Source organism: Clostridium weizhouense (assembly GCF_019431045.1).
GTDB classification, from domain to species: Bacteria; Bacillota; Clostridia; order Clostridiales; family Clostridiaceae; genus Clostridium; species Clostridium weizhouense.
The window spans coordinates 41,415-66,566 of record NZ_JAHXPT010000017.1 but is presented as its reverse complement, the minus strand read 5'-3'; the positions used below and the strand labels follow the sequence as shown (position 1 = coordinate 66,566).

Annotated in this window: 28 protein-coding genes and 1 pseudogene; 18 read left to right on the top strand and 11 right to left on the bottom strand. The window is 27.5% G+C overall.

Features of this window, described 5'->3' with window-relative positions:
- Positions 1-274 precede the first annotated feature (274 nt).
- The 10 genes from KYD98_RS16620 (at position 275) to KYD98_RS16575 (ending at position 11,952) form a co-directional block, all read left to right on the top strand.
- Positions 275-961: an ABC transporter ATP-binding protein gene (locus tag KYD98_RS16620; protein ID WP_219781168.1), complete on the top strand. Its 687-nt coding sequence runs from the start codon at positions 275-277 to the stop codon at positions 959-961.
- A complete protein-coding gene (locus KYD98_RS16615) occupies positions 961-3,549 on the top strand; it encodes an ABC transporter permease (RefSeq protein WP_219781167.1) in 2,589 nt (862 codons plus the stop codon). Before KYD98_RS16620 ends, KYD98_RS16615 begins: the two co-directional genes overlap by 1 nt.
- A 478-nt stretch (positions 3,550-4,027) precedes the next feature.
- Positions 4,028-5,335 carry a sensor histidine kinase gene (locus KYD98_RS16610; RefSeq protein WP_219781166.1) on the top strand — a complete coding sequence of 436 codons (1,308 nt, stop codon included), beginning with the start codon at positions 4,028-4,030 and terminating at the stop codon, positions 5,333-5,335.
- Between the two features lie 16 nt (positions 5,336-5,351).
- Positions 5,352-6,080 carry a LytR/AlgR family response regulator transcription factor gene (locus KYD98_RS16605; RefSeq protein ID WP_219781165.1) on the top strand — a complete coding sequence of 243 codons (729 nt, stop codon included), beginning with the start codon at positions 5,352-5,354 and terminating at the stop codon, positions 6,078-6,080.
- A 219-nt stretch (positions 6,081-6,299) separates the two neighbouring features.
- Positions 6,300-6,995: a response regulator transcription factor gene (locus KYD98_RS16600; protein ID WP_219781164.1), complete on the top strand. Its 696-nt coding sequence runs from the start codon at positions 6,300-6,302 to the stop codon at positions 6,993-6,995.
- On the top strand, positions 6,995-8,032 hold the full coding sequence (locus KYD98_RS16595; RefSeq protein WP_219781163.1) for a sensor histidine kinase: 1,038 nt from the start codon (positions 6,995-6,997) through the stop codon (positions 8,030-8,032). Before KYD98_RS16600 ends, KYD98_RS16595 begins: the two co-directional genes overlap by 1 nt.
- Positions 8,033-8,103: 71 nt before the next feature.
- Entirely contained in the window at positions 8,104-8,787 is a 684-nt protein-coding gene (locus KYD98_RS16590; RefSeq protein ID WP_219781162.1) for an ABC transporter ATP-binding protein, read from the top strand.
- Positions 8,784-10,574, top strand: coding sequence for an ABC transporter permease (locus tag KYD98_RS16585; RefSeq protein ID WP_219781161.1), 1,791 nt, complete (start codon positions 8,784-8,786; stop codon positions 10,572-10,574). The genes KYD98_RS16590 and KYD98_RS16585 overlap by 4 nt, the downstream gene beginning before the upstream one ends.
- Before the next feature lie 899 nt (positions 10,575-11,473).
- Positions 11,474-11,698 carry a DUF1659 domain-containing protein gene (locus KYD98_RS16580; RefSeq protein WP_258049893.1) on the top strand — a complete coding sequence of 75 codons (225 nt, stop codon included), beginning with the start codon at positions 11,474-11,476 and terminating at the stop codon, positions 11,696-11,698.
- 35 nt (positions 11,699-11,733) lie between these two features.
- Positions 11,734-11,952: a DUF2922 domain-containing protein gene (locus KYD98_RS16575; RefSeq protein WP_219781160.1), complete on the top strand. Its 219-nt coding sequence runs from the start codon at positions 11,734-11,736 to the stop codon at positions 11,950-11,952.
- A gap of 402 nt (positions 11,953-12,354) precedes the next feature.
- Here the strand turns inward: KYD98_RS16575 and KYD98_RS16570 are convergent, their stop codons facing one another.
- Positions 12,355-12,759 carry a hypothetical protein gene (locus KYD98_RS16570; RefSeq protein ID WP_219781159.1) on the bottom strand — a complete coding sequence of 135 codons (405 nt, stop codon included), beginning with the start codon at positions 12,757-12,759 and terminating at the stop codon, positions 12,355-12,357.
- A 267-nt stretch (positions 12,760-13,026) separates the two neighbouring features.
- Between KYD98_RS16570 and KYD98_RS16565 the strand changes: the two genes are divergently transcribed.
- The 4 genes from KYD98_RS16565 to KYD98_RS16550 all read left to right on the top strand — a co-directional run bounded on the left by KYD98_RS16565 (position 13,027) and on the right by KYD98_RS16550 (position 15,099).
- Complete coding sequence (locus tag KYD98_RS16565) at positions 13,027-13,413, top strand: helix-turn-helix domain-containing protein (protein ID WP_258049892.1); 387 nt, start codon at positions 13,027-13,029, stop codon at positions 13,411-13,413.
- Between the two features lie 19 nt (positions 13,414-13,432).
- A complete protein-coding gene (locus KYD98_RS16560; protein WP_219781158.1) occupies positions 13,433-14,218 on the top strand; it encodes an ImmA/IrrE family metallo-endopeptidase in 786 nt (261 codons plus the stop codon).
- A 5-nt stretch (positions 14,219-14,223) separates the two neighbouring features.
- The gene (locus KYD98_RS16555; protein WP_219781157.1) at positions 14,224-14,628 is read left to right on the top strand and encodes a hypothetical protein; all 405 of its coding nucleotides are present in this window, start codon (positions 14,224-14,226) and stop codon (positions 14,626-14,628) included.
- 153 nt (positions 14,629-14,781) lie between these two features.
- Positions 14,782-15,099, top strand: coding sequence for a hypothetical protein (locus KYD98_RS16550; RefSeq protein ID WP_219781156.1), 318 nt, complete (start codon positions 14,782-14,784; stop codon positions 15,097-15,099).
- Between the two features lie 70 nt (positions 15,100-15,169).
- On the opposite strand, the gene KYD98_RS16545 is transcribed toward KYD98_RS16550, so the two are convergent.
- Positions 15,170-15,406 (bottom strand): hypothetical protein, encoded by a 237-nt coding sequence (locus KYD98_RS16545; protein ID WP_219781155.1) that lies wholly within the window; start codon positions 15,404-15,406, stop codon positions 15,170-15,172.
- 454 nt (positions 15,407-15,860) lie between these two features.
- Here KYD98_RS16545 and KYD98_RS16540 point away from each other — a divergent pair, with 454 nt between their 5' ends.
- Together KYD98_RS16540 and KYD98_RS16535 are read left to right on the top strand one after the other, a co-directional pair.
- Positions 15,861-16,433 carry a hypothetical protein gene (locus KYD98_RS16540; protein WP_219781154.1) on the top strand — a complete coding sequence of 191 codons (573 nt, stop codon included), beginning with the start codon at positions 15,861-15,863 and terminating at the stop codon, positions 16,431-16,433.
- A 40-nt stretch (positions 16,434-16,473) separates the two neighbouring features.
- Positions 16,474-16,647: a hypothetical protein gene (locus KYD98_RS16535; RefSeq protein ID WP_219781153.1), complete on the top strand. Its 174-nt coding sequence runs from the start codon at positions 16,474-16,476 to the stop codon at positions 16,645-16,647.
- A 30-nt stretch (positions 16,648-16,677) separates the two neighbouring features.
- On the opposite strand, the pseudogene KYD98_RS16530 reads toward KYD98_RS16535, so the two are convergent.
- The 4 genes and pseudogenes from KYD98_RS16530 to KYD98_RS18305 all read right to left on the bottom strand — a co-directional run bounded on the left by KYD98_RS16530 (position 16,678) and on the right by KYD98_RS18305 (position 19,639).
- Positions 16,678-16,922: pseudogene (locus KYD98_RS16530) on the bottom strand (type II toxin-antitoxin system Phd/YefM family antitoxin).
- A gap of 584 nt (positions 16,923-17,506) precedes the next feature.
- Entirely contained in the window at positions 17,507-18,190 is a 684-nt protein-coding gene (locus tag KYD98_RS16525; RefSeq protein WP_219781152.1) for a hypothetical protein, read from the bottom strand.
- A 384-nt stretch (positions 18,191-18,574) separates the two neighbouring features.
- Complete coding sequence (locus KYD98_RS16520) at positions 18,575-19,459, bottom strand: lysozyme (RefSeq protein WP_219781151.1); 885 nt, start codon at positions 19,457-19,459, stop codon at positions 18,575-18,577.
- Between the two features lie 57 nt (positions 19,460-19,516).
- Complete coding sequence (locus KYD98_RS18305; protein WP_258049891.1) at positions 19,517-19,639, bottom strand: hypothetical protein; 123 nt, start codon at positions 19,637-19,639, stop codon at positions 19,517-19,519.
- 278 nt (positions 19,640-19,917) lie between these two features.
- On the opposite strand from KYD98_RS18305, the gene KYD98_RS16515 reads away from it, so the two are divergent.
- Positions 19,918-20,481, top strand: coding sequence for a hypothetical protein (locus KYD98_RS16515; RefSeq protein ID WP_219781150.1), 564 nt, complete (start codon positions 19,918-19,920; stop codon positions 20,479-20,481).
- A gap of 187 nt (positions 20,482-20,668) precedes the next feature.
- Positions 20,669-20,830 carry a YvrJ family protein gene (locus tag KYD98_RS16510; RefSeq protein WP_219781149.1) on the top strand — a complete coding sequence of 54 codons (162 nt, stop codon included), beginning with the start codon at positions 20,669-20,671 and terminating at the stop codon, positions 20,828-20,830.
- A 60-nt stretch (positions 20,831-20,890) separates the two neighbouring features.
- On the opposite strand, the gene KYD98_RS16505 is transcribed toward KYD98_RS16510, so the two are convergent.
- The 5 genes from KYD98_RS16505 to KYD98_RS16485 all read right to left on the bottom strand — a co-directional run bounded on the left by KYD98_RS16505 (position 20,891) and on the right by KYD98_RS16485 (position 24,991).
- Positions 20,891-21,886: a hypothetical protein gene (locus tag KYD98_RS16505; RefSeq protein ID WP_219781148.1), complete on the bottom strand. Its 996-nt coding sequence runs from the start codon at positions 21,884-21,886 to the stop codon at positions 20,891-20,893.
- 235 nt (positions 21,887-22,121) lie between these two features.
- Positions 22,122-23,528: a hypothetical protein gene (locus KYD98_RS16500; RefSeq protein ID WP_219781147.1), complete on the bottom strand. Its 1,407-nt coding sequence runs from the start codon at positions 23,526-23,528 to the stop codon at positions 22,122-22,124.
- Positions 23,529-23,765: 237 nt separating this feature from the next.
- Positions 23,766-23,954 (bottom strand): hypothetical protein, encoded by a 189-nt coding sequence (locus KYD98_RS16495; protein ID WP_219781146.1) that lies wholly within the window; start codon positions 23,952-23,954, stop codon positions 23,766-23,768.
- Positions 23,955-24,228: 274 nt separating this feature from the next.
- On the bottom strand, positions 24,229-24,711 hold the full coding sequence (locus KYD98_RS16490) for a helix-turn-helix transcriptional regulator (RefSeq protein ID WP_219781145.1): 483 nt from the start codon (positions 24,709-24,711) through the stop codon (positions 24,229-24,231).
- A gap of 31 nt (positions 24,712-24,742) precedes the next feature.
- Positions 24,743-24,991 carry a hypothetical protein gene (locus KYD98_RS16485; protein ID WP_219781144.1) on the bottom strand — a complete coding sequence of 83 codons (249 nt, stop codon included), beginning with the start codon at positions 24,989-24,991 and terminating at the stop codon, positions 24,743-24,745.
- Between the last annotated feature and the right edge of the window lie 161 nt (positions 24,992-25,152).

Genomic DNA, 25,152 nt, shown 5'->3' with positions numbered 1-25,152 from the left:
ATACATTTGAATACTTTTAATTATTCATTTACATATTAATTCAGTTATGTAATAAAATTTCATTATAAGAATAAATCTAAAACCATAATAATCAATTTAATCAATTATTATGGTTTTATTAAAATTTATTACAAATAACTGTCCGTAGGTCAGGAAAAAGAAGTGTCGATATTATATTTTTATCTAAAGTGACTAATCTTTCACATAAAAGTCACAAAAATGTAAGTTAACTGTTCTATTATATAGATAAAACATAAGAAAGGAGACTCACATAATGGAGTTTTTAAAAATTGAAAATTTATGTAAGGTCTACGGCAAGGGTGAAAATCAAGTTGCCGCCCTTGATAATGTTTCGCTTACAATTGAAAAAGGAGAATTTACCGCGATTATCGGTTCATCTGGCTCTGGAAAATCAACCCTGCTGCACGCCATAGCTGGTGTGGATGTACCGACAAGTGGAAAAATATACTTAGAGGGTCAGGATGTATATGCCCAAAATAATGAAAAACTCGCCATCTTCCGCAGAAGACAGGTAGGACTGATTTACCAGTTCCATAACCTAATTCCAACTCTTAATGTGGTGGAAAACATCACGTTGCCTATACTGATGGACAAGCGAAAGGTTAACAAAGAAAGGCTAAATGAGCTCTTAGAACTTCTTGGCTTAAAAGAACGAAAAACACATTTGCCAAATCAGCTTTCGGGAGGGCAGCAGCAACGTGTTGCGATCGGTCGTGCATTGATGAATGCACCAGCTGTCATGCTCGCTGACGAACCAACTGGTAGTTTAGATAGCCGTAATGGACATGAGATTATTCAGCTACTGAAAGAAAGTCATAACAAATATCACCAGACTCTTATAATAGTTACACATGATGAAAACATAGCCTTGCAAGCAGACCGTATTATCTGCATCGCAGATGGAAAAGTAGTTCGAGATGAAAGGCAGGTAAAACGTTGATGAATATTTTTAACAAAGTTGCCTTGCAAGGAATGAAAAAAAGCCGCACCAGAACAATTGTAACGGTGATTGGAGTTATTCTGTCTGCTGCTATGATTACTGCAGTCGCTACATTAGGTAGTTCTCTGTTAAATTTTCTGGTAAATGGTTCTATTATTAAATACGGAGATTGGCACGTTGAATTTTTGGATGTTAATTCCTCTTTCGTGCAGGAGCGAACCAAAGACAGTGGAGTTTCAAGCATTGCAGCATTTGAAAATATTGGCTATGCAACACTTGACAAGGTGAAAAGCCCTGAAAAGCCTTATCTTTTTATTGCTGGATTTAACAAGAAATCATTTGATACCTTACCCATAACTTTAATTTCAGGCAGGATGCCAGAAAACAGCAATGAAATTCTTGTCCCATCCCACGTTGCAGCCAAAGGCGGCGTTAGATTTAATGTAGGAGATACGATTTCACTTACTGTTGGAAGCCGTATGGACGGAAATAAAAATCTTAGTCAACATGACCCTTATATTTCTGGAGAAGAGTCTGGAAAGTTCAAAGAAACTCTTTTGCCAAAAACTGAGAAAAACTATACTGTTGTTGGTATTTGCGAAAGACCAGGTTTTGAAGAACATTCTGCACCGGGATACACCTTGATAACTAAAATGGATACTCAAGAACAAGCTGACAACTTTAGCGTATTTGTAACACTTGAAAATCCTAGTAGAGTGCAGTCTTATGCAATAAGCACAGCCGGAAACTATAGCTATGTTTTTAATGATAATGTATTGCGCTTTATGGGAGTTTCGAACAATAAACTGTTCAACTCGCTTTTGTACACAGTTGGTGGAATTTTGGTTGCCATAATAATGGTAGGCTCGATTTTTCTGATTTATAACTCGTTTAATATCTCGCTGAATGAACGCACACACCAATTCGGGATTCTTTCATCTATTGGAGCCACAGCAAAGCAACTGCGAAATTCAGTGCTGTTTGAAGGACTTTGCATTGGTGCAATCGGTATACCGATTGGCATTATAGTCGGTATAGGAAGTATTTGGATTGTAATTCCTATTGTTGAAGGGAATTTCAGGAACATTATCACAAGCACCGTGCCTTTAACATTATCGGTGTCTATCCCTGCGATTGTCGTGGCAGCTTTGATCAGTTTGATTACAATTTTAATTTCAGCTTATATCCCTGCCAGAAAAGCCGCAAAGACTCCGGTGATGGAGAATATTCGCCAGACAAACGAAGTTAAAACTGAATCAAAAGCTGTGAAAACGTCAAAACTCGCACATCGTATTTATGGTTTGGAGGGAACTCTTGCACTAAAAAATTTTAAGAGAAACAAAAAACGCTATCATAGCATTGTGTTATCCCTTGTTTTAAGTGTAGTGCTGTTTGTATCAGGAAGTGCTTTTGAAACAACTTTAAAACGACTTGCAGAACAATTGATAATGAATCTAGACTACGATATCCTTTTTACAACTCAGGACATAAATGACAGAGAAATATTCCCACTTTACGATAAACTAAAAACCGCAGACGGAGTTTACGAAAGCTCGTATCAAGCGATTTTCGCGTATTTATGCTCAGTTAAAGCAAGCAATTTTTCAGACCGTTATCAGGAATATTCAGGTTATACTGCACCGGACGAAACGATTAATCTGCCAATAGATATCCAGTTTATCGAGGATAACGAATATTTGAGTTTTATCAAAGAATTAGGATTATCTGAAAAAGAATATACTGGAAAAGATGCAAAAATGATTGCCTTTGCCAAACAGAGGGTTGATAAGAAAGATGGTCCAAACGAAGTATTTGATATGTTTGAAAGTAGTTCCATAAATTTAAATGTCGCCCCTCAAATAAATGACAAGCCGAAAATTGAACAGGAACAAAACATAAACATTACGTTTGTTGATACGTATCCGGTGAATCCGCTCCCAAAACACTCTTATAAGCAGAATCCATATGTTTTTATGGTGGTAGCCCCCTATTCTCTTAAAGATAAGTTTGAAACCCCTGATGTTCATTCGGATATAGGCATAAGTTTTCGTTCAAATACTCCTTTGCAATCAGTGGCTAAAATGGAAACAATGATTCAAGGTGCGGGAATTACGTCTGCATATACCTTAAACAATGTATACGCTATAGTTGAACAATACCGCAGTATAACATTTGTTATTAATGTATTTACTTATATTTTTGTTATTATGATTTCGCTAATTGCAATTGCTAATGTGTTCAACACCATTTCCACAAATATCAAGCTACGCGAACGGGAACTTGCTATGCTTCGCTCTGTTGGAATGTCTGAACGCGATTTCCAAAAAATGATGAATTTCGAATGTATTTTTTATGGAATGAGGACGTTAATATTCGGACTTCCAATAGCTGCAATTTCTTCATGGCTAATTTACAAAGGGTTGGTGAGCATAGAAAGAATGGACAACTTCAAGTTTGTGTTCCCATGGAGCAGTCTGGTAATCAGCATATTTAGTGTTCTCTTTATAGTCTTCATTACAATGCTTTATGCCATTAGTAAGATAAAAAAAGAAAATATTATTGATGCACTTCGAGATGATCTGACTTAATTCAAAACCAATATTAAATTGATAGAAAGTAAAAAAATATATGCTTAATTTATGATCAATGTCTAAATTGTTAAAAATGCAATTTAGACATTGAAAATATTGAATCCATCCTATAAAAACAATATTTATAAAGGAATGCTACCTAGCAAAAATAAAAAAAGACTTATAAATAAGATTAAAATAGAACCTATTAAAAATAGACTTAAAAAAGACTATTTTTAATAGGTTCTATTTTTATTCTTTAAGAAATTATATTTTTAAAAATCTGTGGATAACTTAGATTATATCATTGCTTAAAGATTAAGAAATAAAACTTAAAGAATAAAAAATAATCATATGCCGCACCAGTATTCCTGCACTACGTTTGGAAAGGGTGCATGGCTAAAAAAATCGACGCTCCACAGTCGCTTAGCGATTTTTTTATACAATAAATGTGATATAATACAAATTATGAAATATATACCAGGAGTTTGATATCATGAATAATTTTTTCGGTGCTTTAAGTACAATTATATTTATAAATATAGCAATGTTAAATTTAATATATTTTAAAATTTCTAAAAAAGAGCTTTTTATACTAATAAGTATAAGTCAACTTGTAACATTACCAATATACATACTTTACCGATTTATTTCATTTATTCCAATAAACATAATAATAATGATTTATCTATATAAGAAAACTAATAAATCGTTTAGCAGTATATCAACACCTATAATTTCCACATTAATAGCAGTTATTTCAGATTATATAGTAAGTTTTATTAGAATATTTATTATAGGCATGAATTTTGATGTAACTTTTGAAAATAATATTGCATTTATAGGATGCGTTTTAGCAGATTGTATAATCATATTTATTATAAGTAAATTACTTGGAAATTTTATAAATAAAAAACTTGAAATATATAAGATTCAAATTAACCGTAAATTTGTTTTTTTAATTATCTCAGCTTTATTGTTGACACTTATAATTTTTTATTCAAATATAATTTTAGGAAGTAAGGATGGTTTTAACACTGAAATTATAAAACTTAATGGGATATTATTTTTTATTTATTTTATATTGTTACTTATAATTACTTATACACTACTAAAAAATATTATCAAAGAATTGGAATTTAAAAATAAAAAAATTCAATTTGAAAATTTAAAAGAATATACATCTAATTTAGAAAAGCTTTATACAGAAATGAGAGAATTTAGACATGATTATATAAATATCTTATCTTCTATTATAGGATACATAGAAAATAAAGATATGTGTGGTCTTGAAGTTTATTTTAATAACAAAATTATTCCGTTAGGAAAAGGATTAGAGACAAATAATTTTAAAATAGGGCATTTAAAAAACATAAAATTATTAGAATTAAAAGGAATTCTGTCCTCTAAATTGATACATGCACAAGAACTAGGAATTGATGTATTTATAGATATCATGGAGGAGATTAAAAGAATAGATATGGATATTATTGACCTTTGTAGGGTTGTTGGTATTTTAATTGATAATGCAATTGATGCTGCTTTAATATCAACTAATAAATCTTTAAAAGTAGCTGTTGTAAATAAGAATAGCTCTACAATTATAGTAATTATAAATAGCTGTCCAGAAAATACTCCACCCATATATAAATTGTTTCAAAAAGGGTTTTCTACAAAAGGACAAAATCGAGGACTTGGCCTTAGTAATTTAAAAGAATTAATTAGTCATTACAATAACGTTTCATTAGATACTATAATAGAAAATGGTGAATTTATTCAAAAGTTAGAAATAGGACATGTATAATAGAAAGGGGTTTATTATGATTAAAGTTTTTATTTGTGAAGATAATAAAAAACAAAGAGAGAAAATTACAAAAGCAATTGAAAATTCAATTATTATAGAAAATTTTGATATGGAAGTAGCTTTATCTACAGAAAACCCTGATGATATTATAACTTATTTAAAAGATAACGATGTATCTGGATTATATTTTTTGGATGTAGATTTAAAGTCAAATATTAATGGTATAAAATTAGCAGAGTTAATTAGAGAATATGACCCAAGAGGATTTATTGTATTTGTTACAACTCATGCAGAAATGAGCTACCTTACATTTATATATAAGGTTGAGGCAATGGATTATATAATAAAAGATAATTATCAAAATGTTAATGATAGAATACATCAATGCATTATAAATGCAAATAAAAAATATACTTCTAAAGCTACAGCCCTTCAGAAAAACTTTAACATTAAGGCAAAAGATAAAATTATAAATGTTGAGTATAATAAAATATTATTTTTTGAAACTTCAACTATAATACATAAAGTTATTTTACATGCATTAGATAGGCATATAGAATTTTATTCTAATATGAAGGACATTGAAGAAAAGCTAGATGATAGGTTTTATAGATGCCACAGATCCTTTTTAGTTAATAAAGATAATATAAAAGAAATAGATATGAGTAATAAAATTATAAAAATGATAAATGATGAAACATGTCAGGCTTCTACTAGACTTATAAAAGGATTATTAGAAAACTAAACATTAAAAATTCTTTACAATTAATAAGCCTTTAGATTTTAATAAAATTAATATTCTAAAGACTTGTTTTAATTTATATAAAAATCAAATATACTATGATAAGTTAAAAAAGTAACTATTAAAAAGTAACTATTATGGTTTAATTTAAATTTATGAAAGATGTAGACAAGCCTGTTTACTTTGGACATACATGCAGAAAATAAAGGATGGTGAAAACAATTGAAACACATTTTCTTTGTTGAAGACAATTTGAGTTTAATTAATGGTTTATCTTTTGCCCTAAAAAAGCAAGGATATGAAATAGATGTTGCCCGTACAATTCTTGAAGCAGAAGCACTATGGGCAGATAATAAATATGATTTGGTGATTTTAGATGTGTCGCTTCCTGATGGATGCGGCTATGATTTATGCAGAAAAATTCGTAAAACATCAAAGGTTCCGATTATGTTTCTTACTGCTGCTGATGAAGAAATGGATATTATAATGGGGCTTGATATTGGTGGAGATGATTATATAACAAAGCCGTTTAAGCTTGCGGTGTTTATGTCTAGGATAAATGCTTTACTTCGCAGAAGTGATAATTTTATTGAAGCTGATACTGAATTAAATTCTAATGGCATAAACGTACAACTGCTAAAAAGAGAAGTTTATAAAAATGGAGAACAACTTGACTTAACAACAAGTGAGTATAAATTATTATGCATGTTTATGGAAAATTCTAATATTGTTCTTTCTCCTGACCAGATTTTAAGCAAACTATGGGATTGCAACGAAAACTATATAGATAAGAATTCCCTTACTGTATATATACGAAGACTGCGTACAAAAATTGAAGATAATCCGAGTGACCCTCAAAAAATAGTGACTATTCGGGGTATGGGGTATAAATGGAATACTGTTGATTGGGGTGTATGATGAAAATATTAGTAAATAAGAAAATCAAAAAACTTTTTAGTTTAGTATTACTTATTATAGTAGCTTTTACCTTAATTTCTGCTACATTAATAGGTTTGAAATTTAAAAATGCAGCATTGTATATATTAGTATGTTCCTTGTGCATGAGTATCTCGATATTGATAATTGGTTATAGGTATTTTAAAGAACAAAATATAATTATGGAAAATGCAGTAATGCAAATCAAAGAATATATTTCTGGAAATCAAAATGCACGTATTGAATGCAATGAGGAAGGAGAGATATACAGACTATTTCATGAAGTAAATTCCGTAGTTTCTATTTTAAATGCTCATGCTGAAAATGAAGGAAAAGCAAAAAAGTTTTTAAAAGATACCATTTCTGATATTTCTCATCAGTTAAAAACTCCACTCGCTGCCCTTAATATATATAATGGAATTATGCAAGAAGAAGCAAAGAGTTTACCGACAATCAAAGAGTTTACTGATCTTTCAGAGCAGGAGCTTGACAGAATAAAAATACTGGTACAAAATCTTTTGAAAATTACAAAACTCGATGCTGGAACAATAGTAATTGAGAAAGCTAAAGAGAATGTATCTGAAATGATGAGTAGTATAGAAAGCCACTTTTCATTTCGTGCAAAGCTTGAGGAAAAGCAACTATATCTGTCAGGAGATGATGACATTACTTTATTATGTGACTGTAATTGGATGACTGAAGCTATCAGTAATATTGTTAAAAATGCTTTTGATCATACTCAAAAAGGAAATTCTATTCATATTAAATGGAAACAATTTGCGTCTATTATTCAAGTGATTATAAAAGATAATGGACGTGGTATTCACCCAGAGGATTTACACCATATTTTCAAAAGATTTTATCGAAGTCGTTTTTCTAAAGACACGCAAGGTATTGGACTTGGGTTATCGCTTGCAAAAGCTATTGTTGAAGCACACAGTGGAGCAATCGAAGTTGATAGCGAATTAGGTATTGGAACTACTTTTACAATCAATTTTTTAATTCCTACAAAATTGTAGGATAAGTGTCATATAACAGTAAGATTTGCATGATAATATTTTAATATCAACAGAGAAAGAGGTGAAAACATATGAATTTATTGGAAGTTAAATCAATTTCTAAAACATATGGAAACGGTGAAACTGCTGTACATGCATTAAAAGATATAAGCTTTTTTGTTCCAAAAGGCGAATTTGTTGCAATAGTTGGAGAATCAGGCTCAGGAAAAAGTACACTTTTAAATATGGTAGGGGCACTTGATATGCCAACTTCCGGCAAAGTATTTATTGACGGTAAAGATATTTTTTCTATGAAAGATAGTAACTTGACAGTTTTTAGGCGTAGAAATATTGGATTTATTTTTCAAAATTTTAATCTAATTCCAGAATTGAATGTTGAGCAAAATATAATATTTCCAGTACTGCTTGATTATCAAAAGCCTGATAAAAAGTATCTTGAGGAACTACTTACGGTGCTTAATTTGAAAGAACGTCGTCACCATTTACCAAGTCAATTATCAGGGGGACAACAACAGCGTGTAGCAATAGGACGTGCACTAATTACAAGACCTTCACTTATCCTTGCCGATGAGCCGACTGGTAATCTAGATACGCAAAACAGCAGTGAAGTGATTACTTTACTAAAAGAAGCTGCAAGAAAGTACCAACAAACCATTATTATGATTACCCATAGCCGAAGTATCGCACAGACTGCAGATAGAATAATACAAGTATCCGATGGCAAACTGACTGATTTAGGGAGGTGCCGTGAATGAAAAGCTATCTTAGTTTAATCCCAATTTCTGCAAAAGTACATAGACGTCAAAATCGTATGACGCTTCTTTGTATTATATTTGCCGTATTTTTGGTAACTGCTGTTTTTAGTATGGCAGATATGGGTGTTAGAATGGAGACATCAAGATTACTGGATAAGCAGCAAGACCTTAGTACAAGATCGATGCAAACTCTATATTCTACAGCAGCTGTGCTGTTTGTGCTTATCATGATTGCAGGAGTGCTTATGATTTCAAGCAGTATAAACAGTAATGTTGCTCAAAGGACAAAGTTTTTCGGAATGATGCGTTGCATTGGAATGAGCAGACAACAGATTATACGTTTTGTCAAACTGGAAGCCCTTAATTGGTGCAAAACTGCGGTTCCAATAGGGATTATACTTGGGATTGTGGTCACATGGGGATTATGTGCTGGACTAAAGTTTCTTGTCGCGTTAGAGTTCTCTAATATACCCCTTTTTGGAGTCAGTCCAATAGGTATTATCAGTGGAATAATTGTGGGAGTTGTTACAGTACTCATTGCCGCCAGTTCTCCGGCAAAACGAGCTGCAAAGGTATCGCCTGTAACAGCAGTATCTGGTAATTCGGAAAATACAAAAAATGCAACCCATGCATTGAATACCCGTTTTTCAAAAATTGAAACTGCCCTTGGTATTCATCGTGCAGTATCAGGAAAGAAAAACTTAATACTTATGACAAGCTCATTTGCTCTTAGCATCATCCTGTTTTTGAGCTTTTCAGTGTTGATAGAGTTTATCGGCTATATTATGCCCCAATTTTCAGATACTCCTGATATCAACATTTCTAGTAATAATACTTCAAATTCGATAGACAGTGCATTGCTTGATAAAATAAGTGGTATGTCAGATGTAAAACATGTTTTTGGGCGAAGAAGCTCTTTTGATATTTTGGCAGAAGTAAACTCTAAAACAAACACGATTGATATGATTTCCTATGATGATTATGATTTGGAGTGTCTTATAAAAGATAAGCAACTTAAAAAAGGTAGCGATATTTCAAAAGTGTATGGAGACAGTAATTACGTACTTACAATCTGGGACAAGGACAATCCTCTAAATATAGGCGATAAAATCAAAGTTGGCAATAAGGAACTTGAAATCGCAGGTCTGTTAAAATGTAACCCATTTAGTGATAACGGTGCTCCAAATGGGAAAACAATACTCATTACTTCTAAAGAAACTTTTACTCGCCTTACTGGTATAACAGACTATTCACTTATTATGATACAGATGACAAAAAATGCGAAGGACAAAAATGTTGAAGCCATCCATAATGTCGTAGGTGAGAAGTACAATTTTAGCGATAAACGAGACTTACGGACTATGCAATCCAGCACATATATGGCATTTACATTTTTTGTATATGGATTTTTGACAATTATAACTTTGGTTTCTGTATTAAATATTATGAACAGTATTTCTATGAGCGTATCCGCAAAAATAAAGCAATATGGAGTCATGCGGGCTGTTGGTATGGACGAACATCAGATTACAAAAATGATAGCCGCTGAAGCGTTTACCTATTCTATATCAGGTTGTATTGTAGGAGTTGTAGTTGGTCTATTTATTAGCAAATTACTATACGACAAGCTTATTACTGCTTATTTTAACTACGCTATTTGGAGTATTCCTATTAGGCATATAATTATTGTACTTTTGGTTGTTTCCATTACATCTATCGCTGCAATCTATGCTCCATCAAAACGAATTCGAAATATGGCGGTAACTGATACAATTAATGAACTATAAGAATCCTATTTATTAAATAGAAAAAAGATTAAATAAATGTGTTCTATATTATTTTCCCATACAACTCTTGATGATAGATTTCTTATATTATAATTTTCATTAAAAGTTAAAAAAACTAATCATTTATGGATTAATATTTAATATCAATTCATTTTATGATTGCTATATAAGTTCCAATAAATTTTGTTCATTAATATAAATTTAAAAATATCTATAAATGATATTACTACTCTCTATAATCAGGAACTTATATAGAAAATTTATGATATATATGCTTCTAACTAGATATTATTAATTTAAAATATAATTTCTTATAAAAATTATATAAAACATTATAAATGTAATAACTTAATTAGAACATATATATGTAAAAATATTTTCAATTAAAGTTAAAACTGATGTAAATACTAAAGAAGCCTAAACATGGCACAAAATTATGCTTTTGTGCCATGTTTAGGCTTGATTTTTTGTAAAACATATGTTTATAAGTAAAAAATATACATAAAGCTCTTTAATTCTTATAATAGTCTAATTTTAATCCTTATTATACGTATCTATTTTACAAAAATTACAAACAAATCTTTTAATACATACATTTATATGAAATATAGATATAATATTCGTGTTTTGTTGCTGTTTAGAAAATTATAACTTAGTCAAATTTCTGGATAACTTTAGATTATATTTTTCAATTGACGATGGATGATGAAATCACCGCGTGATTTCTAAAATATATACTTTTAAAAAAGCCTGTGGCTTTCAACCATAATTGTGCATTGTCAACTGTCAATTATCAATTGATACGTGGCGTAGCCACTTTTATTATTTTTTTTATTACCAGTTAATTTTTTATTATGTTGCATACATATTAATATCAAAACAAAAAGGGGGTTAGAATTATGGCTGTAAATAAAGTTTTAACTAATTGTTCATTAACTATAGAAGTTCAAAAAGGAGTGGACAAACAAGGGGATCCAGTTTTTAAGAAAAAAACTTTCTCAAATTTAAATCCTGATATAACAGATGAAGCTGCATATGAAATTGGTAATGCATTTAAAAATATCCTGGATGGAGAAACTAGAAGTACTTTCTTAAATAATACTAATAAGTTAATGAGAGCTTAAGTTTACACTATAAATAAAAGAAGGGGGGACTATTTATGGAATATATTTTAGTAATAACATTTTTAACTCAAACTGGCAAAAAGATTTCATTAACTATAAATGGAGTTAAAGAAGATATTAAAGATGAGGATGTACAATCATTAATGAATCTTATCATTGAAAAGAAAGCTTTCTTTGTTAATGGTGGACTGTTAGAAAAAATTTACTCTGCACAATTAACTCAAAGAGAGATTAGAAAATTCAATGTTGCTTAATGTAAAAAGAGATAATCTAAAATTTTTTAGATTATCTCTTTTTTTATGTCTAATAAAGAAAGTATTAAAAAGGATTACTAAATTATAAAAGGCACTAGACTTAATACTAGTGCCTTTTATAATATTACATATTAATATTAAATATTAATATTATGTATTTATATCTTATATTTATATATATAGATAATATTAATATATTTAAAAACCCTTTATTCTCTTATAATTAGGGGTGGTAGACTAAGAACTTTTAGTACATAAAAATACTCTATGAATTCGTTAAATTTACTACTATAAATTCATCAAACTTTTTAGAGTAAATTATAATAATTAGGAATATTAATTTGATGTAATATAATAATCTTTAATCGTTTTGTTTTATAAATTTGTTTTAAAAACTGTATTTTAACCTACAATATCTCCAAATATCATTTTATGAAAAGGAGCAATTGTATCCCATATCCACCTATTACTATCAACTGATAATTCTCCACAATCAATTGGATCAGTATGAGCAATTACTTTATCTGCCAAATGTCCTAATCCAGGAATATTTTCTACAGCATGAGCAATTTTATCTGGATAAACATGTGCTAATATTTCTACTGCTAATGAACTTGTTGAAATTTTTATAGTTTCTCCGATAGCCTTTCTATATTCTTGTTTAAGTGTATAAGCTATATCAGTTGAACCATTAGATGTATTGGTAAGCATATTTTTTAAAGCATTATCATTTTTAATTCTTATTACTTTTGATTCAAATTTAGCTGATAAAGCATATCCATTAACATAAATTGTATTATAACTCATTATTTTTACCTCCTAAATATTAAAAATTTTATTAAGCTTGTTTGATATTAGCTAACTCATTTGCTTTACAATTACTAGAAGGTTTTTATATTGAGTTTTGTAAACAATTAAAAATATAAAAAAATATATAGATTTAAAATAAAAATGGCTAAATTTAAATTTGACTCTATTAATATTTTATCAATATACTAAATGTAAAAATTTTTTTTACATTTAGTATATTTTTTTTACACTTTGACATATAATAATGTTAAGGAGGTTGGTTATATGAAAAAATTTTTAGGTAATATAACACTAGATACTTTATTTGACAATCGAAAGATTGTTGGTGATAAGTTACTAGAAATAATGAAAGATAAAGGTCATACTAAAGTGTCCTTTTCCAAATTAACAGGTATAAGTAGACCAACTTTAAATAACTTATTTAAAGGTGAAACAGATAGTAAGACTACGTTTAAAACCCATATAAACAAAATCATTGATACTATTAACATTACTTTAGATGAAATAGTTAATTACAATGAAAATAAGAATATAGATAATGTAGTAGTTTATTCTGATAATGCCCCAAAAGAGCATACTTATGAACCTAAAGCTCAAGAAATGTTTAATATATTAGATGATATTTTACATTTGTGTGACTTATATTATTAAAGAAAGTAGGTGAAATTTCATGTCAGAACTTATAACTAGTAAAAATTTAGATAAAGTCATAGAAAAAAATTCAATAATTAAAGATGAGATATTACATTATAAAGATCGTTTACTTACTGACTTAAATTTAAATAATGTTGTAAAAGCAGAAGAAAAATTAGCATTTCAAATTTTAAAAGATAATGGATTAATACAACTACCAATAGAAGATCAATTTTGGGGTGGAGCTATTTATACAAAAAATGATAAAAAAATCCCTGTACTTAACACTGCTCAACCAAGAGTATATCAATATTTTGTAGCTTGGCATGAGGTATATCATCTGCTATATGATAAAAATGTAATAAATAACTCTCATAATATTTCAATAGATCTGCAGTTAAATGAAAGAAAAGCAGATTATTTTGCTTCTATGATAATGCTTGGAAATGTTTATAATTATTATAATAGCTTATCAGAAGATAGCTTTATAAATAAGATTATATATTGTATGGATTTATATAAAGCACCTTACAAAGCTATTTTAATAAATATATATGAAGCAGCTAAAAATAATAACAATAGTGAATTAATAAAATTAATATTAGAGAATTTTGATAAAGATTCTATTAATTTAGTTGAAAAATTTCAAGAGCTAGAGCTAGATGATGAATTAGTAAAACCTTCTTATGTAGTTAGCATAGGAAATTTAGAAAGAAAAATTAAAAAAGCAATGCAGGATGATTGTGAAGCTTCTTCTCATCAGGATAATTTAGATTACTTAAAGCAATTAACTAAGCATATACAAAAGCTTATTAAGGAGTAATTATAATGGAAACTAGTTTAAAACAATTTTTAGTTAATAAGCCTAATGCTAAGACTTGTATACTTGATAATAATTTTGTTGAGTTTTGTACAAAATTAAATGAAAACCATATATCAATTATTCAAATACTAAAACAATATGATGTTATAATTATTCCTTCTTGGGTTAATATTGAAATAAATGATAGTACTATTAGGACCACATATTTGCAAGAATTAAGAGATAATGGCATTTTTGTTTATATAATAAATGAAATTGAATATATTGACCTTGCTAATAATGAAGAATTAAATATCTTGAATATTACTATGTATAGTGCACATAGATTTGCTCAAATCATTGGTTACATGAATAAATCAATTATCCAAAATCAACCTTATGAAGATATAGATTATGAATTCATAGAATAGATAAATATTCTATATAATAATTGGCCTATTCCAGGCAAAGAAGTTGGTCCAAATACAAATAGAAGAATACAAAAGAAAAATGCTGGTGAAATATCTATATCAATTCTTGCATATATACTATCTTATTATTTTCCTAAATTAGAATCTATAACATTGCTTACATTTGATAAAGATTGTTATAATTGCATATATTACGCTCAAGATAAATTAAATAAAAATAATAATTTTAAAAATAGAGAATATGCTAGTATAACCTTCAAGTCAAATGATCTTGTTCTTTATGAATTAGTTGCTAAGAATCATTATACTATAGATGATATAAAAGTAATTATAGATAATGTACGAACTCCAAGAATTATAAAGTATAGTAGAAAAAAAGAAGATAATTCTTATGAAGATAAGAATTTAAATATAAATAATTCCACATTTATAGATATGATATGTGATGATAGTTTACATATTATATTTTAAATTAAAAAATCCTTAAAAATAATATAGCTCTAGAAAATAATTTTCATCATTTTCTAGAGCTATATTATTTTTATAAATTAAAAACTTTTTTAACAACTACAGTGCTTGTCTTAACTGCATCATAAATATTGTCCATTTCTTCACACAAACTTTCCATTTCACAGTTTTCACACTTTTGTATACCTAACTTTTCTGCTGAGCACTGAGCCCCTACAAATCCTGCCTTCAATATAACTTGATTCATAGCGAATTTATCAATTACCTTTGCTCCATTATTTTCTTTAATCACTTTTTCATCTATAAACATAGTAAATTTCTCCTTTCAAAATAAATTATTTATAAATATATATACATTTCTGATAAATTTTAATGTAAAATATAACGAAATATTTAAATCTTTATATAAATATATGATTATGAGAATATGTATTGATAAAATTATATATTTATAAGATTATATCTTTATATATTCTTATCATGATGTAGTATTTAAGGCATTTACATAAGGCACAATCAAAAAATAATACTGATAATAGTATTAATAAGAACTCACAAAATACTACTAAAGAAGTTAATAATAAGAAAACAGAAAAATTAGTAAAAGAAAATAATAACACAATAAAGTACAAAACAAATATATAAGAATAAATTAGATAATATTGGATTAGTAATTATGGTATAATTTTACTAGTAAAAAATTAGGCTTTATAATAATGTCAACATAGTTTTAAAACAAAGCTAAAAATTAAAAGGAGATAATTATGAAATTAAAAAAACTATTAATTATTACAGTTTTAATTTCAACAACAGCTATTTTATATGGATGTAGTAGCTCTAAGATAAATGAAACATCTTCTGATGAAAGTAATTCTACTCAAAGTGAAATGATATCAGATAGTACTAATAGTTCAGCACCAAAGAATAGTAAAACTGTTAGTAATGACAATGTAACTCAAAAACCGAATAAATCAACTAATGATTTAATTTTTAAAAGTAAGCTAGGCTTTTCAATGCAATTTCCTGATAACTGGAAAGGTAAATATAAAATTAAAGAAGATGATGAAGGCTTAGCTGTTTATTTTAAATCAAAAGATCCTAAAACTCCTGAAAATAGAGGATTACTTTTTGTTATAAAGAAAAAATATGATTCTGAAGAAGCAGAAATGTTTGATTCTGTTTGTGAGAAAAAGTTTATTACTCTAGGTAATACAACTTATTTAGTAGGTGGACCTACAGATGTACCTTTAGATTCTACAACTACTGATATTAATGATTTTGTATCTATGATTCAAGAGTCTCAAAAGGTAATTCATACAATGAAAAGCATAAATTAACGGAATTATCATAACACATGATGGATGTAATAATACAAAAATGGCTGCTAATTCAGAAAACAAAACGGATTTATCTGATAATCAAACAATAAATAAGTCTGATAGTAAAAATACAAACAGTATTGAAAATGAAACTAAAGCTGATACATCAAAGAAAGTAGATACAATAAGCTTATATACATTTTTATCTCTTGCAAATCTTCTTGTGCTTTAGGATTAATTTTTATTCTATATTCCAATTTAACTATACCTTAAGATTTGCTCTAACTTCATCTAATGTAAGATACTTTTCACCATTTTTTATAGCTTCTTCTGCTTCTGCAAGTTTAGATAGCAACTTAATTGTCTCCTGTTGTTTTTGATATTCTACAATATCTAATAAAACATAACGTCCATGTCCATTCTTAGTTAAAAAAACAGGTTCTCCATTACCACAATCCTTTAATACTTCATTATATTACGTAAATCAGATACAGGTTTAATATTCATATAAATGAGCTCCTTTTAAATATATATAAAATATAAGCTTAAATTATTTAAAATACAACGTAAAATTTTAAGTAAAAAAATAAGTAAGTATTAAAAAGGATTACTAAATTATTAGTATTTATTTAATTATTTATATATAAAAGATTATCTACATTACTACTAAATTATAAAAGGCACTAGACTTAATACTAGTGCCTTTTATAATATTACATATTAATATTAAATATTAATATTATATATTTATATCTTATATTTATATATAGATATAATATTAATATATTTAAAAACCTTTATTATCTTATAATTAGGGGTGGTAAACTAAGAACTTTTAGTGCATCAAAACACTCTAAAAAGTTTGATAAATTTACTACTATAAATTCATCAAACTTTTTAGATTAAATTATAAAACTTATCCTTTAAATATTATAGGTGTATGTACTTGCATTTCTAGTTTGATGTTTTCAATATATAAATTACCTTTGCTCCATTAATTTCTTTAATCACTTTTTCATCTATAAATATAGTAAATTTCCCCTTCCAAAATAAATTATTTATAATTAATTTGTGTTTGCTTAGTCTATGTCTTAAGTTACTTTGCTAAGTTCAAAAAAAATCCCTCCACCGTAAAGTATTAATGTATTATCATCTTTTATAAAAAAAGTACATGTCGGAAAATTTTTTGCGTCATCTATCTCAATTTTTGTTACAGTATTGCTATTTATAGTCAAAGTGCTTATAGGTACACACCAATTTTTTAAAAATTCATCAGATGTAATAACTGATTTTTTGTAAATAGGACTTTTCACTATATCATTTAGGTAACTTATGTCATCTCCAAAACAACTTGACTGCTCTTTTGAAAAACTTAGTTTTTTTCCTACTATTTTTTTTATATCATCATTGCTATAACTTACCACTTTACAATATGCTATTGCCTTTTCTATAACCCATTGTCCATAAAATGATTCTTCATTTTGTACTGTTGTAGCATTATTTTTATAATTGTTATTTACAGCAGTGTTGCTATTACTATTATTAGAATTTACTTCATTGGCAGTGTTATCTTTTTTAGTATTACCTTCTTTATCTTTTACATTATTATTAGTAGTATCATTAGTTTTTGTATTGTTGTCCATCTTATTTGTATCAGTCTCAGTAACTGTATCATTATTTGTTTGGCTATTATTACTTTGTGGTTTTTCAGTTCCACAACCAGTTAACATTACTAGTAACAATGTTACTGATATAAAACTTCTTATATGTTTCAATTATAATGCTCCTTTTAATTACTTTATTTTATCAATATTATCTTACTTCACCTCAAACTCATGATTATTTTAACATTACTTATATTTTTTGTAAATTTATTGATTAAATTTATTTATAATTCACTTAATAGAATGAATAGTAGAATCTTATATTGATGTACTAATAGAATTATATGTAAATATCTTAGTTTATACAGCTCTTATCATACCGATATGACGCCTTTGGAATATTGAGATTATCTGAAATCTGTAGCATAAAATATCGCCAATCACAAAAGCAATTAGCGATATCAAATATTTTTATTTTTTTCACTGTTTACTTGACAGAAACCTTTTCAATTTTAGTATAACAACCACTTTTAACTTTATTATAGTAAATATTTTTTAATGCCTTGAATCATATTCACCATAATTAAATATATTGCTTTCAGCAATTCTTCTTTTGGTTAACCCATCCATAACTGTAAGTGCACCTTTTACCAAAGCTTTGTTATACATGCAAAAATCCCTCTTAATTGTACCTTCATCTTTTCCACCAGAAACTATATACTTGTATAATGAACTATTAAAAAGAGTGGGATAACCAATATTAAATGCAAATGATACAAGGGAATCAAATTGATTTTGAGTTAATGAAATTCCTTTAGCATCCAAATTTGCTTTGATAGTTTTAGCATACTTAGCATTTATCAAGCTATTCAATCTATCACTTGCCTGCTTTTCTGTAATTGTATCTCCCCAATCAGCGATTTCATCTCCAATACAACCATAACCTTGGGTAATTGTTCCTGTACCATCATCATATTTATGTGCATAGAATTTTTCATACCCTTTAACAAAATCAATACACTTAGTAGAAACCAAAGCATCTTTAGATAGGGTAGATTCTTGCATCACTCCACTTTTATCAAATGTATATACTTTATTATTAATATTAAGTGTTGTAGATGTAGCCATCTCTCCTTTATAATAAGTGTTACCATCATGTTCAGTTTTCTCTGGATATAAATAGTACCATTTCCCTGAATGAGGAGATTTTAACCAACCCGTAGCCATTTCTCCCTTATAATGAGTATTACCATCCTTTTCAGTTTTTTCAGTATATAAATAATACCATTTAGAATCAATTTCAATCCAATCTGTATCCATTTTTCCACAATCTTCATTTAAATGAAACCATCTTCCATTTTCATCTTCTACCCAGCCTTTAACTAGCATCCCAGACTTATAGCAATACCATTCTCCATTTTTTTCTTTCCAATCTAACATTTGTATATCATTTCCTTTCATATTTGAATTGCTAATTATATACTAAAAGGAGTTCTTTCACACTTTTGTATAACTAACTTTTTTTGCCGAGCACTGAGCCCCTACAAATCCACCCTTTAATATAACTTGATTTATAGAAAATTTATCAATTAACTTTGCTTCATTAATTTCTTTAATCACTTTTTCATCTATAAATATAGTAAATTTCTCCTTTCAAAAAAATTATTTATAAATATATATACATTTCTGATGAGTTTTAATGTAAAATATAACCAATATTTAAATCTTTATATAAACATATAATTATAAGAATATGTATTGATAAAATTATATATTGATAAGATTATATATTTATATATTCTTATCATGATGTAGTATTTAAGCCATTTACATAAGGCACAGTTAAAAAAATAATAAATCCATGTGCCTAAAAAATTTTAAAAATGGAGGAGATGAAATTGTTAAAGACAATGAAAAATTTTAAAACTAATTCTTCTACAGAGCTTAGTGATGATAATATATTTGGTGATGAGATGGGATTTAATGAAACACCAATAAACTTAGGAACCCCAATAAAAACTTTTTCACTTGGAAATATAGATAATAATATTGATGAAACCTTTGAAAATAATACTAATCTTGAAGATAATATTAATCTTAAAGATAATATTAATCTTAAAGATAATAAACAAAATAATATAAACAAGGAAATTGATATAAAAAATAATACAAAAGATACTATAAATAAAGAAAATGACACTGTTAAAAAAACGCCAAATCTTAATACTAAAGAAACTTCAGATGTAGAAAATAAACAATATTCACCTAGGGGACTTACTACCCCAATAGATGGTGAAATGTTTAATATAAAACGTAGTTATCAGTTCCGTGAATCTACTTTAAGAAAATTAACCGAGCTTAAATTAATAGATCCTGATATAAACATATATTTAAATCAAATTATAGATAAAGCAATCTGCTTTTATTATGATTATGTAACTAATAATGATTCTGGCCATTAAGTATGATATTACTTTAAACAGTTTTGTATTATAGTAAATAAAACTCTTTTTTGCATATGTATTTACAATTGATAACGTAAAATTGACAATTATGGATGGAATCTATTGAAGGATTTCATAAAATAATTTATTTAAAATTACTTTGTAATTTGTTCCTTAATTTTTAATTGAAGAAGGAGGTTTTTTTATGGAAGATATTATAATGTTAATAACTAATGTTGGCTTTCCAATCGCAGTTGCTTCTTATCTTTTAATAAGATTTGAATCTAAAATAGATGCTCTAACAGTATCAATCAATGCTTTAACTAACGTAGTTTTAAGCAAAAATAAGCTTGATGAAACTATATAAATTAAAGAATATGAATTTATTTGTATTTTAAATTCATATTCTTTAAACTCTTTATCACTATTATTTACTCGGACATAGTGGTATTAATTCACTAATATATCCAATAACTTGTATTACATTAGATGTTAACAGCTTTTTTTCATGTACAACAACATCTTCAGTTTCAGTATTTAATAAAAATGGTCCTATTGAAAGAGAATTATTAATTTTATATTTATTTATTACATCTATATCTTTTTCATCAAAATTACCTTCAAATGTCACTTTAGTACCTACTAATATTGACTTTATAATTAACGGAAATATGCCTTTATTTTCATAAATATCTCCTGTAGAAAAATATCCTTTTTCTAATCCATCAATGTTCCATTGAGATGATTGGAGTATCTCAAAATTTAACCAATTCCTTATGAAATCTCCCCTTAATACATTAATATATATTTTATTTATTGTTGTATTTGAATTTAAATTTATTTCTGATTTACTATTATTCATATTTATAATATTTAAAGAAATCCCTTTATCTTCATTTATAATAATAAAATCCTTATTTTCAGCATTACTTGAAGTTTCAATTTCCATCTTTATTAACTTTGATTCATCTTTAACTAATTCATACCAATTAGAAGGAATTATCTCAACAGGTAACCAACTATTAGGTATACCTCCCATTCCACTCATTTGAGATGTATTATAATCTAGCTGAGATTTACTTAGTAATGATAGAATATATTGATTTTCTGTAGTAGCAGAATTTATAATATTTCCCCATACTTTTTCTGACGAATTAAGACTATCTGTATAATATGTTTCTAACTCTGGAATAGGATCAGCTAATCTTGATAATCTATATGCAGCACGATAATCTCCAGTTGGATTATCTGAACTATGTGGATTAGAGTACTCATTAACATCTATTGAAAATGGTGTTGAATTTAATTGCAGTATTGTTTTTGGAGTAGTTATTTTTTCTACCATATTGTTTTTAGAATTTAAATATTTGAAATTCTTGTTTTTTGATAATTCTGCTGCAAAAACTGATAAAAAATTATCCATAATTAAAATTCCTTTCATAAATATTTGGCGTACTTATATTTACCAAATTATATATGTTATACCAAATATCTTATATTTAAAAATGATATAAGATAGTGAATTTTATTTAATAACAATATAGGTTTATTCTTAAAACTTATATACTCTATTTTTATAATATTGACCTTTGTGTAATAATTTCAACTTCATCACTACACAAAGGTGTTTTATTTATATCAACTAATAATTATATTTACTATAATTTTGGTGAATAAGGCACTACACGACTTACCCATCCTATAATTTGCATTCCAGGAACTTTTATTTCACCATTTGCAAAATTTGAACTTATTCTGTCTTTTGTTTTACCATATCCATAGTTACCCCCAATTGTAAATGGTCCAAATCCAACAGATGTACTTGCTTTAATAGATTGTTTTATATGTTCTTCTTCTTCATGACTGAAATTTGCTTTAATATTAATATCTTTCGCAACAATAAATGCAACAGGATACATAGGTATAAGATTATCCTTATTGGTTGAATCCATTTTACCGTTTGAAACTTTCACTTTAGTAAGCATGTTGTTAGTCCATTCTCCAAGTTTGAAAATAGATTCCAAAAACCAAGGTCTCATTATATTAACCTTTGCTATTTTTGCAGAAATTTCAAGACTATCTTTATCAGCACTACAATTTGAATTTTCAAACTTACCCTCTGAATTAGCTTTTATTTTCCATAAACCATAATTTATATTAGTATCTACACTAAAATTATGATTAGTTGATTCAGAAATCTTTTTTGAACTACCCCCACTAATTTTAAAATCAGTAAAGCTATCATTTTTTTCATCTGTCCAGTTGCTAGGAGATGGATAACTAAATAGCCACTTATCATCAAAGCCCAAAGAAGAACTAAACTTTTTATCATCCTGTATAGCATCTTGAGCAGAAACAAGAGCACGTCTTATTCCATCATTAATAGTTGTATTTAATATATCTAGTGCTTGCTCAACATATTTTGCATTTCCTGCAATCAATTTTCTAAAAGCAGCCTTAATATCTTTTTCCAATCCTGGTGCAGTTGCTTGCCATTTTCTATCTGCTGATGCCTTTACTTTACTATCTTCTGATTCCAAATCATCTAAGTATAAATTATAACCAAGTCTGTAATTCATAATTGAAGTTACATACTCATCCATATTTGCTTCATAATTAGAGTAATCCTCCCCATCTGTTATCTTCGTAACAACCTCATCAGTAAATGGATTTTTTTCTTCTTTCATTGGGTGTAAATAATTATATGCTTTTTTATACATTTCTTCAGACTTTTGATCAGGCTTTGTTGTTGCATTAGCACCCATTACTATGTCTGTGTAAACTTTTGAAAGTGGATTATTTGTTGATTGCCATTCCAATGACATTGGAGATACTTGATCCACCATACGAGAAAACTCTTCTGATGCTTTTAAATTTCCTAAAGGATTGGAAGGAGTTCTTGGATTCTCAAAAGATTTTGTATCAATAGCTGAATTTTTTGTAAAATGGATAAATGTTTCAGCTTCAGTAAATGGATTTTTTCCACTACTTGGTTGATAAGTAATAGCATCAAATAATCTATCATAGATTGCTTGCAACACTTGTTTTTCTTGTTCTTTGTTCATTTAAATCTCCTCCTGTTTTCTCTTAAAATTACTTTAATTCTGTTGTGATTTTTAACATTCTTTCAATATATAACTATTAAACATTAGGCTATGTTTTAAGTAAATGTTCATATTGTAGTATGAAGCTCATGAACAGGGGAATTTGTTTTAAAGCACAGCGAAACATTAAATAAATCATCATTATGTACCTGTTATATATTGAAAGTAATGCTATCAATTTTTTGCTATAACTAAATTTTAATTTTGTTCATATCCCCATGCATCACAGTATCTGGCTTTGCACACTCTACATTGCAATATAGGGAAAGTTCCTGCTGTGCTTATATTCACAGAATATCCTGTATCTTCCATAGTAGTTTTCTCTGTTAAATACACATCATGAATACATTCAGGATGTGGCTCAGGCATATTTTCTTGCCAACCCATAAAATTCACCTCCTATCATATAATTAATTAATAGGAACTCTTAATCTAGAAATTTGAAAGTGTTTTTATTTGCCTCACCCACATTTTGAAAGGGTGCATGACTAAAAAAATCGATGCTCCACAGTAGCTTAACGATTTTTTTACTTTGATAATATCTTTTAAGTTCCATGAAATAACTATATATTTATATCCTCATTTAGAATATTCCTAAATTTGTGTAGTAAATTAAGTAAAAATAAAAATACCACCTAAAAAAGTAGTATTTTTATAACGATTATATATTTATTTCATTTACTTTAATAATGTTAAACTTTATAGCCTTTATAACAGCTTCTATGGTACTATTTGAATTTAATTTTTTAAATATATTCTTTTTATGGTATTTTATTGTATCTATACATAAGCCTGTCTCAATTGCTATTGCTTTTTCTGTTATTCCACTAGCTAAAAGCTTCAAAATTCTTACCTGTTTGTTGTTCAAACTTACATTATACTTTAAATTAGATAAATTATATTCATTAACAATATGATATGCTAATAAATCCAAAATAACTGTCATTTCACTTTTTATAGGGTTATCTTTTATAGCAAGTACAAGATATAAATACTTATCACCTAAACTTATTGGAACAGAATACATATATACATTTGATAAAAACAAACAATAATGATGATTTGGAATAGTATATATCCTTTTTTTATTCTTTATTGATAATGAAGCTGCATTAGTTCCAATACTTTCTTCCTCAAAAGACATTCCTTCAATAAAATCTTTAAATTTTGCATTTTTATTTTTTTTTTATTAAAATACCTGAAGAATCTAGAAGCATAAATGCATATTCTTTTGGAATAAATTTTTTAATCTTTTTTATATCAATATCAAATATTATTGTTGAAAGTAAATTTTTGTTAATTTTATTTTTCAACTCACTTACATTAACAATTATAGATGGTGAATCTATATTACTTTGTAATCCAGATTTTATACATCTTCTCCATGAATCAATAACCTTATCATTGTCCTGAAAGCACTTCATTATTATATCTCCTTTTTTGTATTTTCCTAAATATTGTAAATTCAAACTATATAACTATTCTTTACATCTAAAAAGTGTTGTATTCTTATTACTTATGTGAAAAAATACAAATTGAAATACTAGTGTCTATTAATTTAAATAACATAGTTTTAAGCAAAAAT

Excerpts from the sequence above, each read along its gene's own strand:
- KYD98_RS16620 (WP_219781168.1), top strand. The coding sequence starts at position 275 with ATGGAGTTTTTAAAAATTGAAAATTTATGTAAGGTCTACGGCAAGGGT.
- KYD98_RS16615 (WP_219781167.1), top strand. The coding sequence starts at position 961 with ATGAATATTTTTAACAAAGTTGCCTTGCAAGGAATGAAAAAAAGCCGC.
- KYD98_RS16610 (WP_219781166.1), top strand. The coding sequence starts at position 4,028 with ATGAATAATTTTTTCGGTGCTTTAAGTACAATTATATTTATAAATATA.
- KYD98_RS16605 (WP_219781165.1), top strand. The coding sequence starts at position 5,352 with ATGATTAAAGTTTTTATTTGTGAAGATAATAAAAAACAAAGAGAGAAA.
- KYD98_RS16595 (WP_219781163.1), top strand. The coding sequence starts at position 6,995 with ATGAAAATATTAGTAAATAAGAAAATCAAAAAACTTTTTAGTTTAGTA.
- KYD98_RS16590 (WP_219781162.1), top strand. The coding sequence starts at position 8,104 with ATGAATTTATTGGAAGTTAAATCAATTTCTAAAACATATGGAAACGGT.
- KYD98_RS16585 (WP_219781161.1), top strand. The coding sequence starts at position 8,784 with ATGAAAAGCTATCTTAGTTTAATCCCAATTTCTGCAAAAGTACATAGA.
- KYD98_RS16580 (WP_258049893.1), top strand. The coding sequence starts at position 11,474 with ATGGCTGTAAATAAAGTTTTAACTAATTGTTCATTAACTATAGAAGTT.
- KYD98_RS16575 (WP_219781160.1), top strand. The coding sequence starts at position 11,734 with ATGGAATATATTTTAGTAATAACATTTTTAACTCAAACTGGCAAAAAG.
- KYD98_RS16570 (WP_219781159.1), bottom strand. The coding sequence starts at position 12,759 with ATGAGTTATAATACAATTTATGTTAATGGATATGCTTTATCAGCTAAA.
- KYD98_RS16565 (WP_258049892.1), top strand. The coding sequence starts at position 13,027 with ATGAAAAAATTTTTAGGTAATATAACACTAGATACTTTATTTGACAAT.
- KYD98_RS16560 (WP_219781158.1), top strand. The coding sequence starts at position 13,433 with ATGTCAGAACTTATAACTAGTAAAAATTTAGATAAAGTCATAGAAAAA.
- KYD98_RS16555 (WP_219781157.1), top strand. The coding sequence starts at position 14,224 with ATGGAAACTAGTTTAAAACAATTTTTAGTTAATAAGCCTAATGCTAAG.
- KYD98_RS16545 (WP_219781155.1), bottom strand. The coding sequence starts at position 15,406 with ATGTTTATAGATGAAAAAGTGATTAAAGAAAATAATGGAGCAAAGGTA.
- KYD98_RS16540 (WP_219781154.1), top strand. The coding sequence starts at position 15,861 with ATGAAATTAAAAAAACTATTAATTATTACAGTTTTAATTTCAACAACA.
- KYD98_RS16535 (WP_219781153.1), top strand. The coding sequence starts at position 16,474 with ATGGCTGCTAATTCAGAAAACAAAACGGATTTATCTGATAATCAAACA.
- KYD98_RS16520 (WP_219781151.1), bottom strand. The coding sequence starts at position 19,459 with ATGTTAGATTGGAAAGAAAAAAATGGAGAATGGTATTGCTATAAGTCT.
- KYD98_RS16510 (WP_219781149.1), top strand. The coding sequence starts at position 20,669 with ATGGAAGATATTATAATGTTAATAACTAATGTTGGCTTTCCAATCGCA.
- KYD98_RS16505 (WP_219781148.1), bottom strand. The coding sequence starts at position 21,886 with ATGGATAATTTTTTATCAGTTTTTGCAGCAGAATTATCAAAAAACAAG.
- KYD98_RS16500 (WP_219781147.1), bottom strand. The coding sequence starts at position 23,528 with ATGAACAAAGAACAAGAAAAACAAGTGTTGCAAGCAATCTATGATAGA.
- KYD98_RS16495 (WP_219781146.1), bottom strand. The coding sequence starts at position 23,954 with ATGGGTTGGCAAGAAAATATGCCTGAGCCACATCCTGAATGTATTCAT.
- KYD98_RS16490 (WP_219781145.1), bottom strand. The coding sequence starts at position 24,711 with ATGTCTTTTGAGGAAGAAAGTATTGGAACTAATGCAGCTTCATTATCA.
- KYD98_RS16485 (WP_219781144.1), bottom strand. The coding sequence starts at position 24,991 with ATGAAGTGCTTTCAGGACAATGATAAGGTTATTGATTCATGGAGAAGA.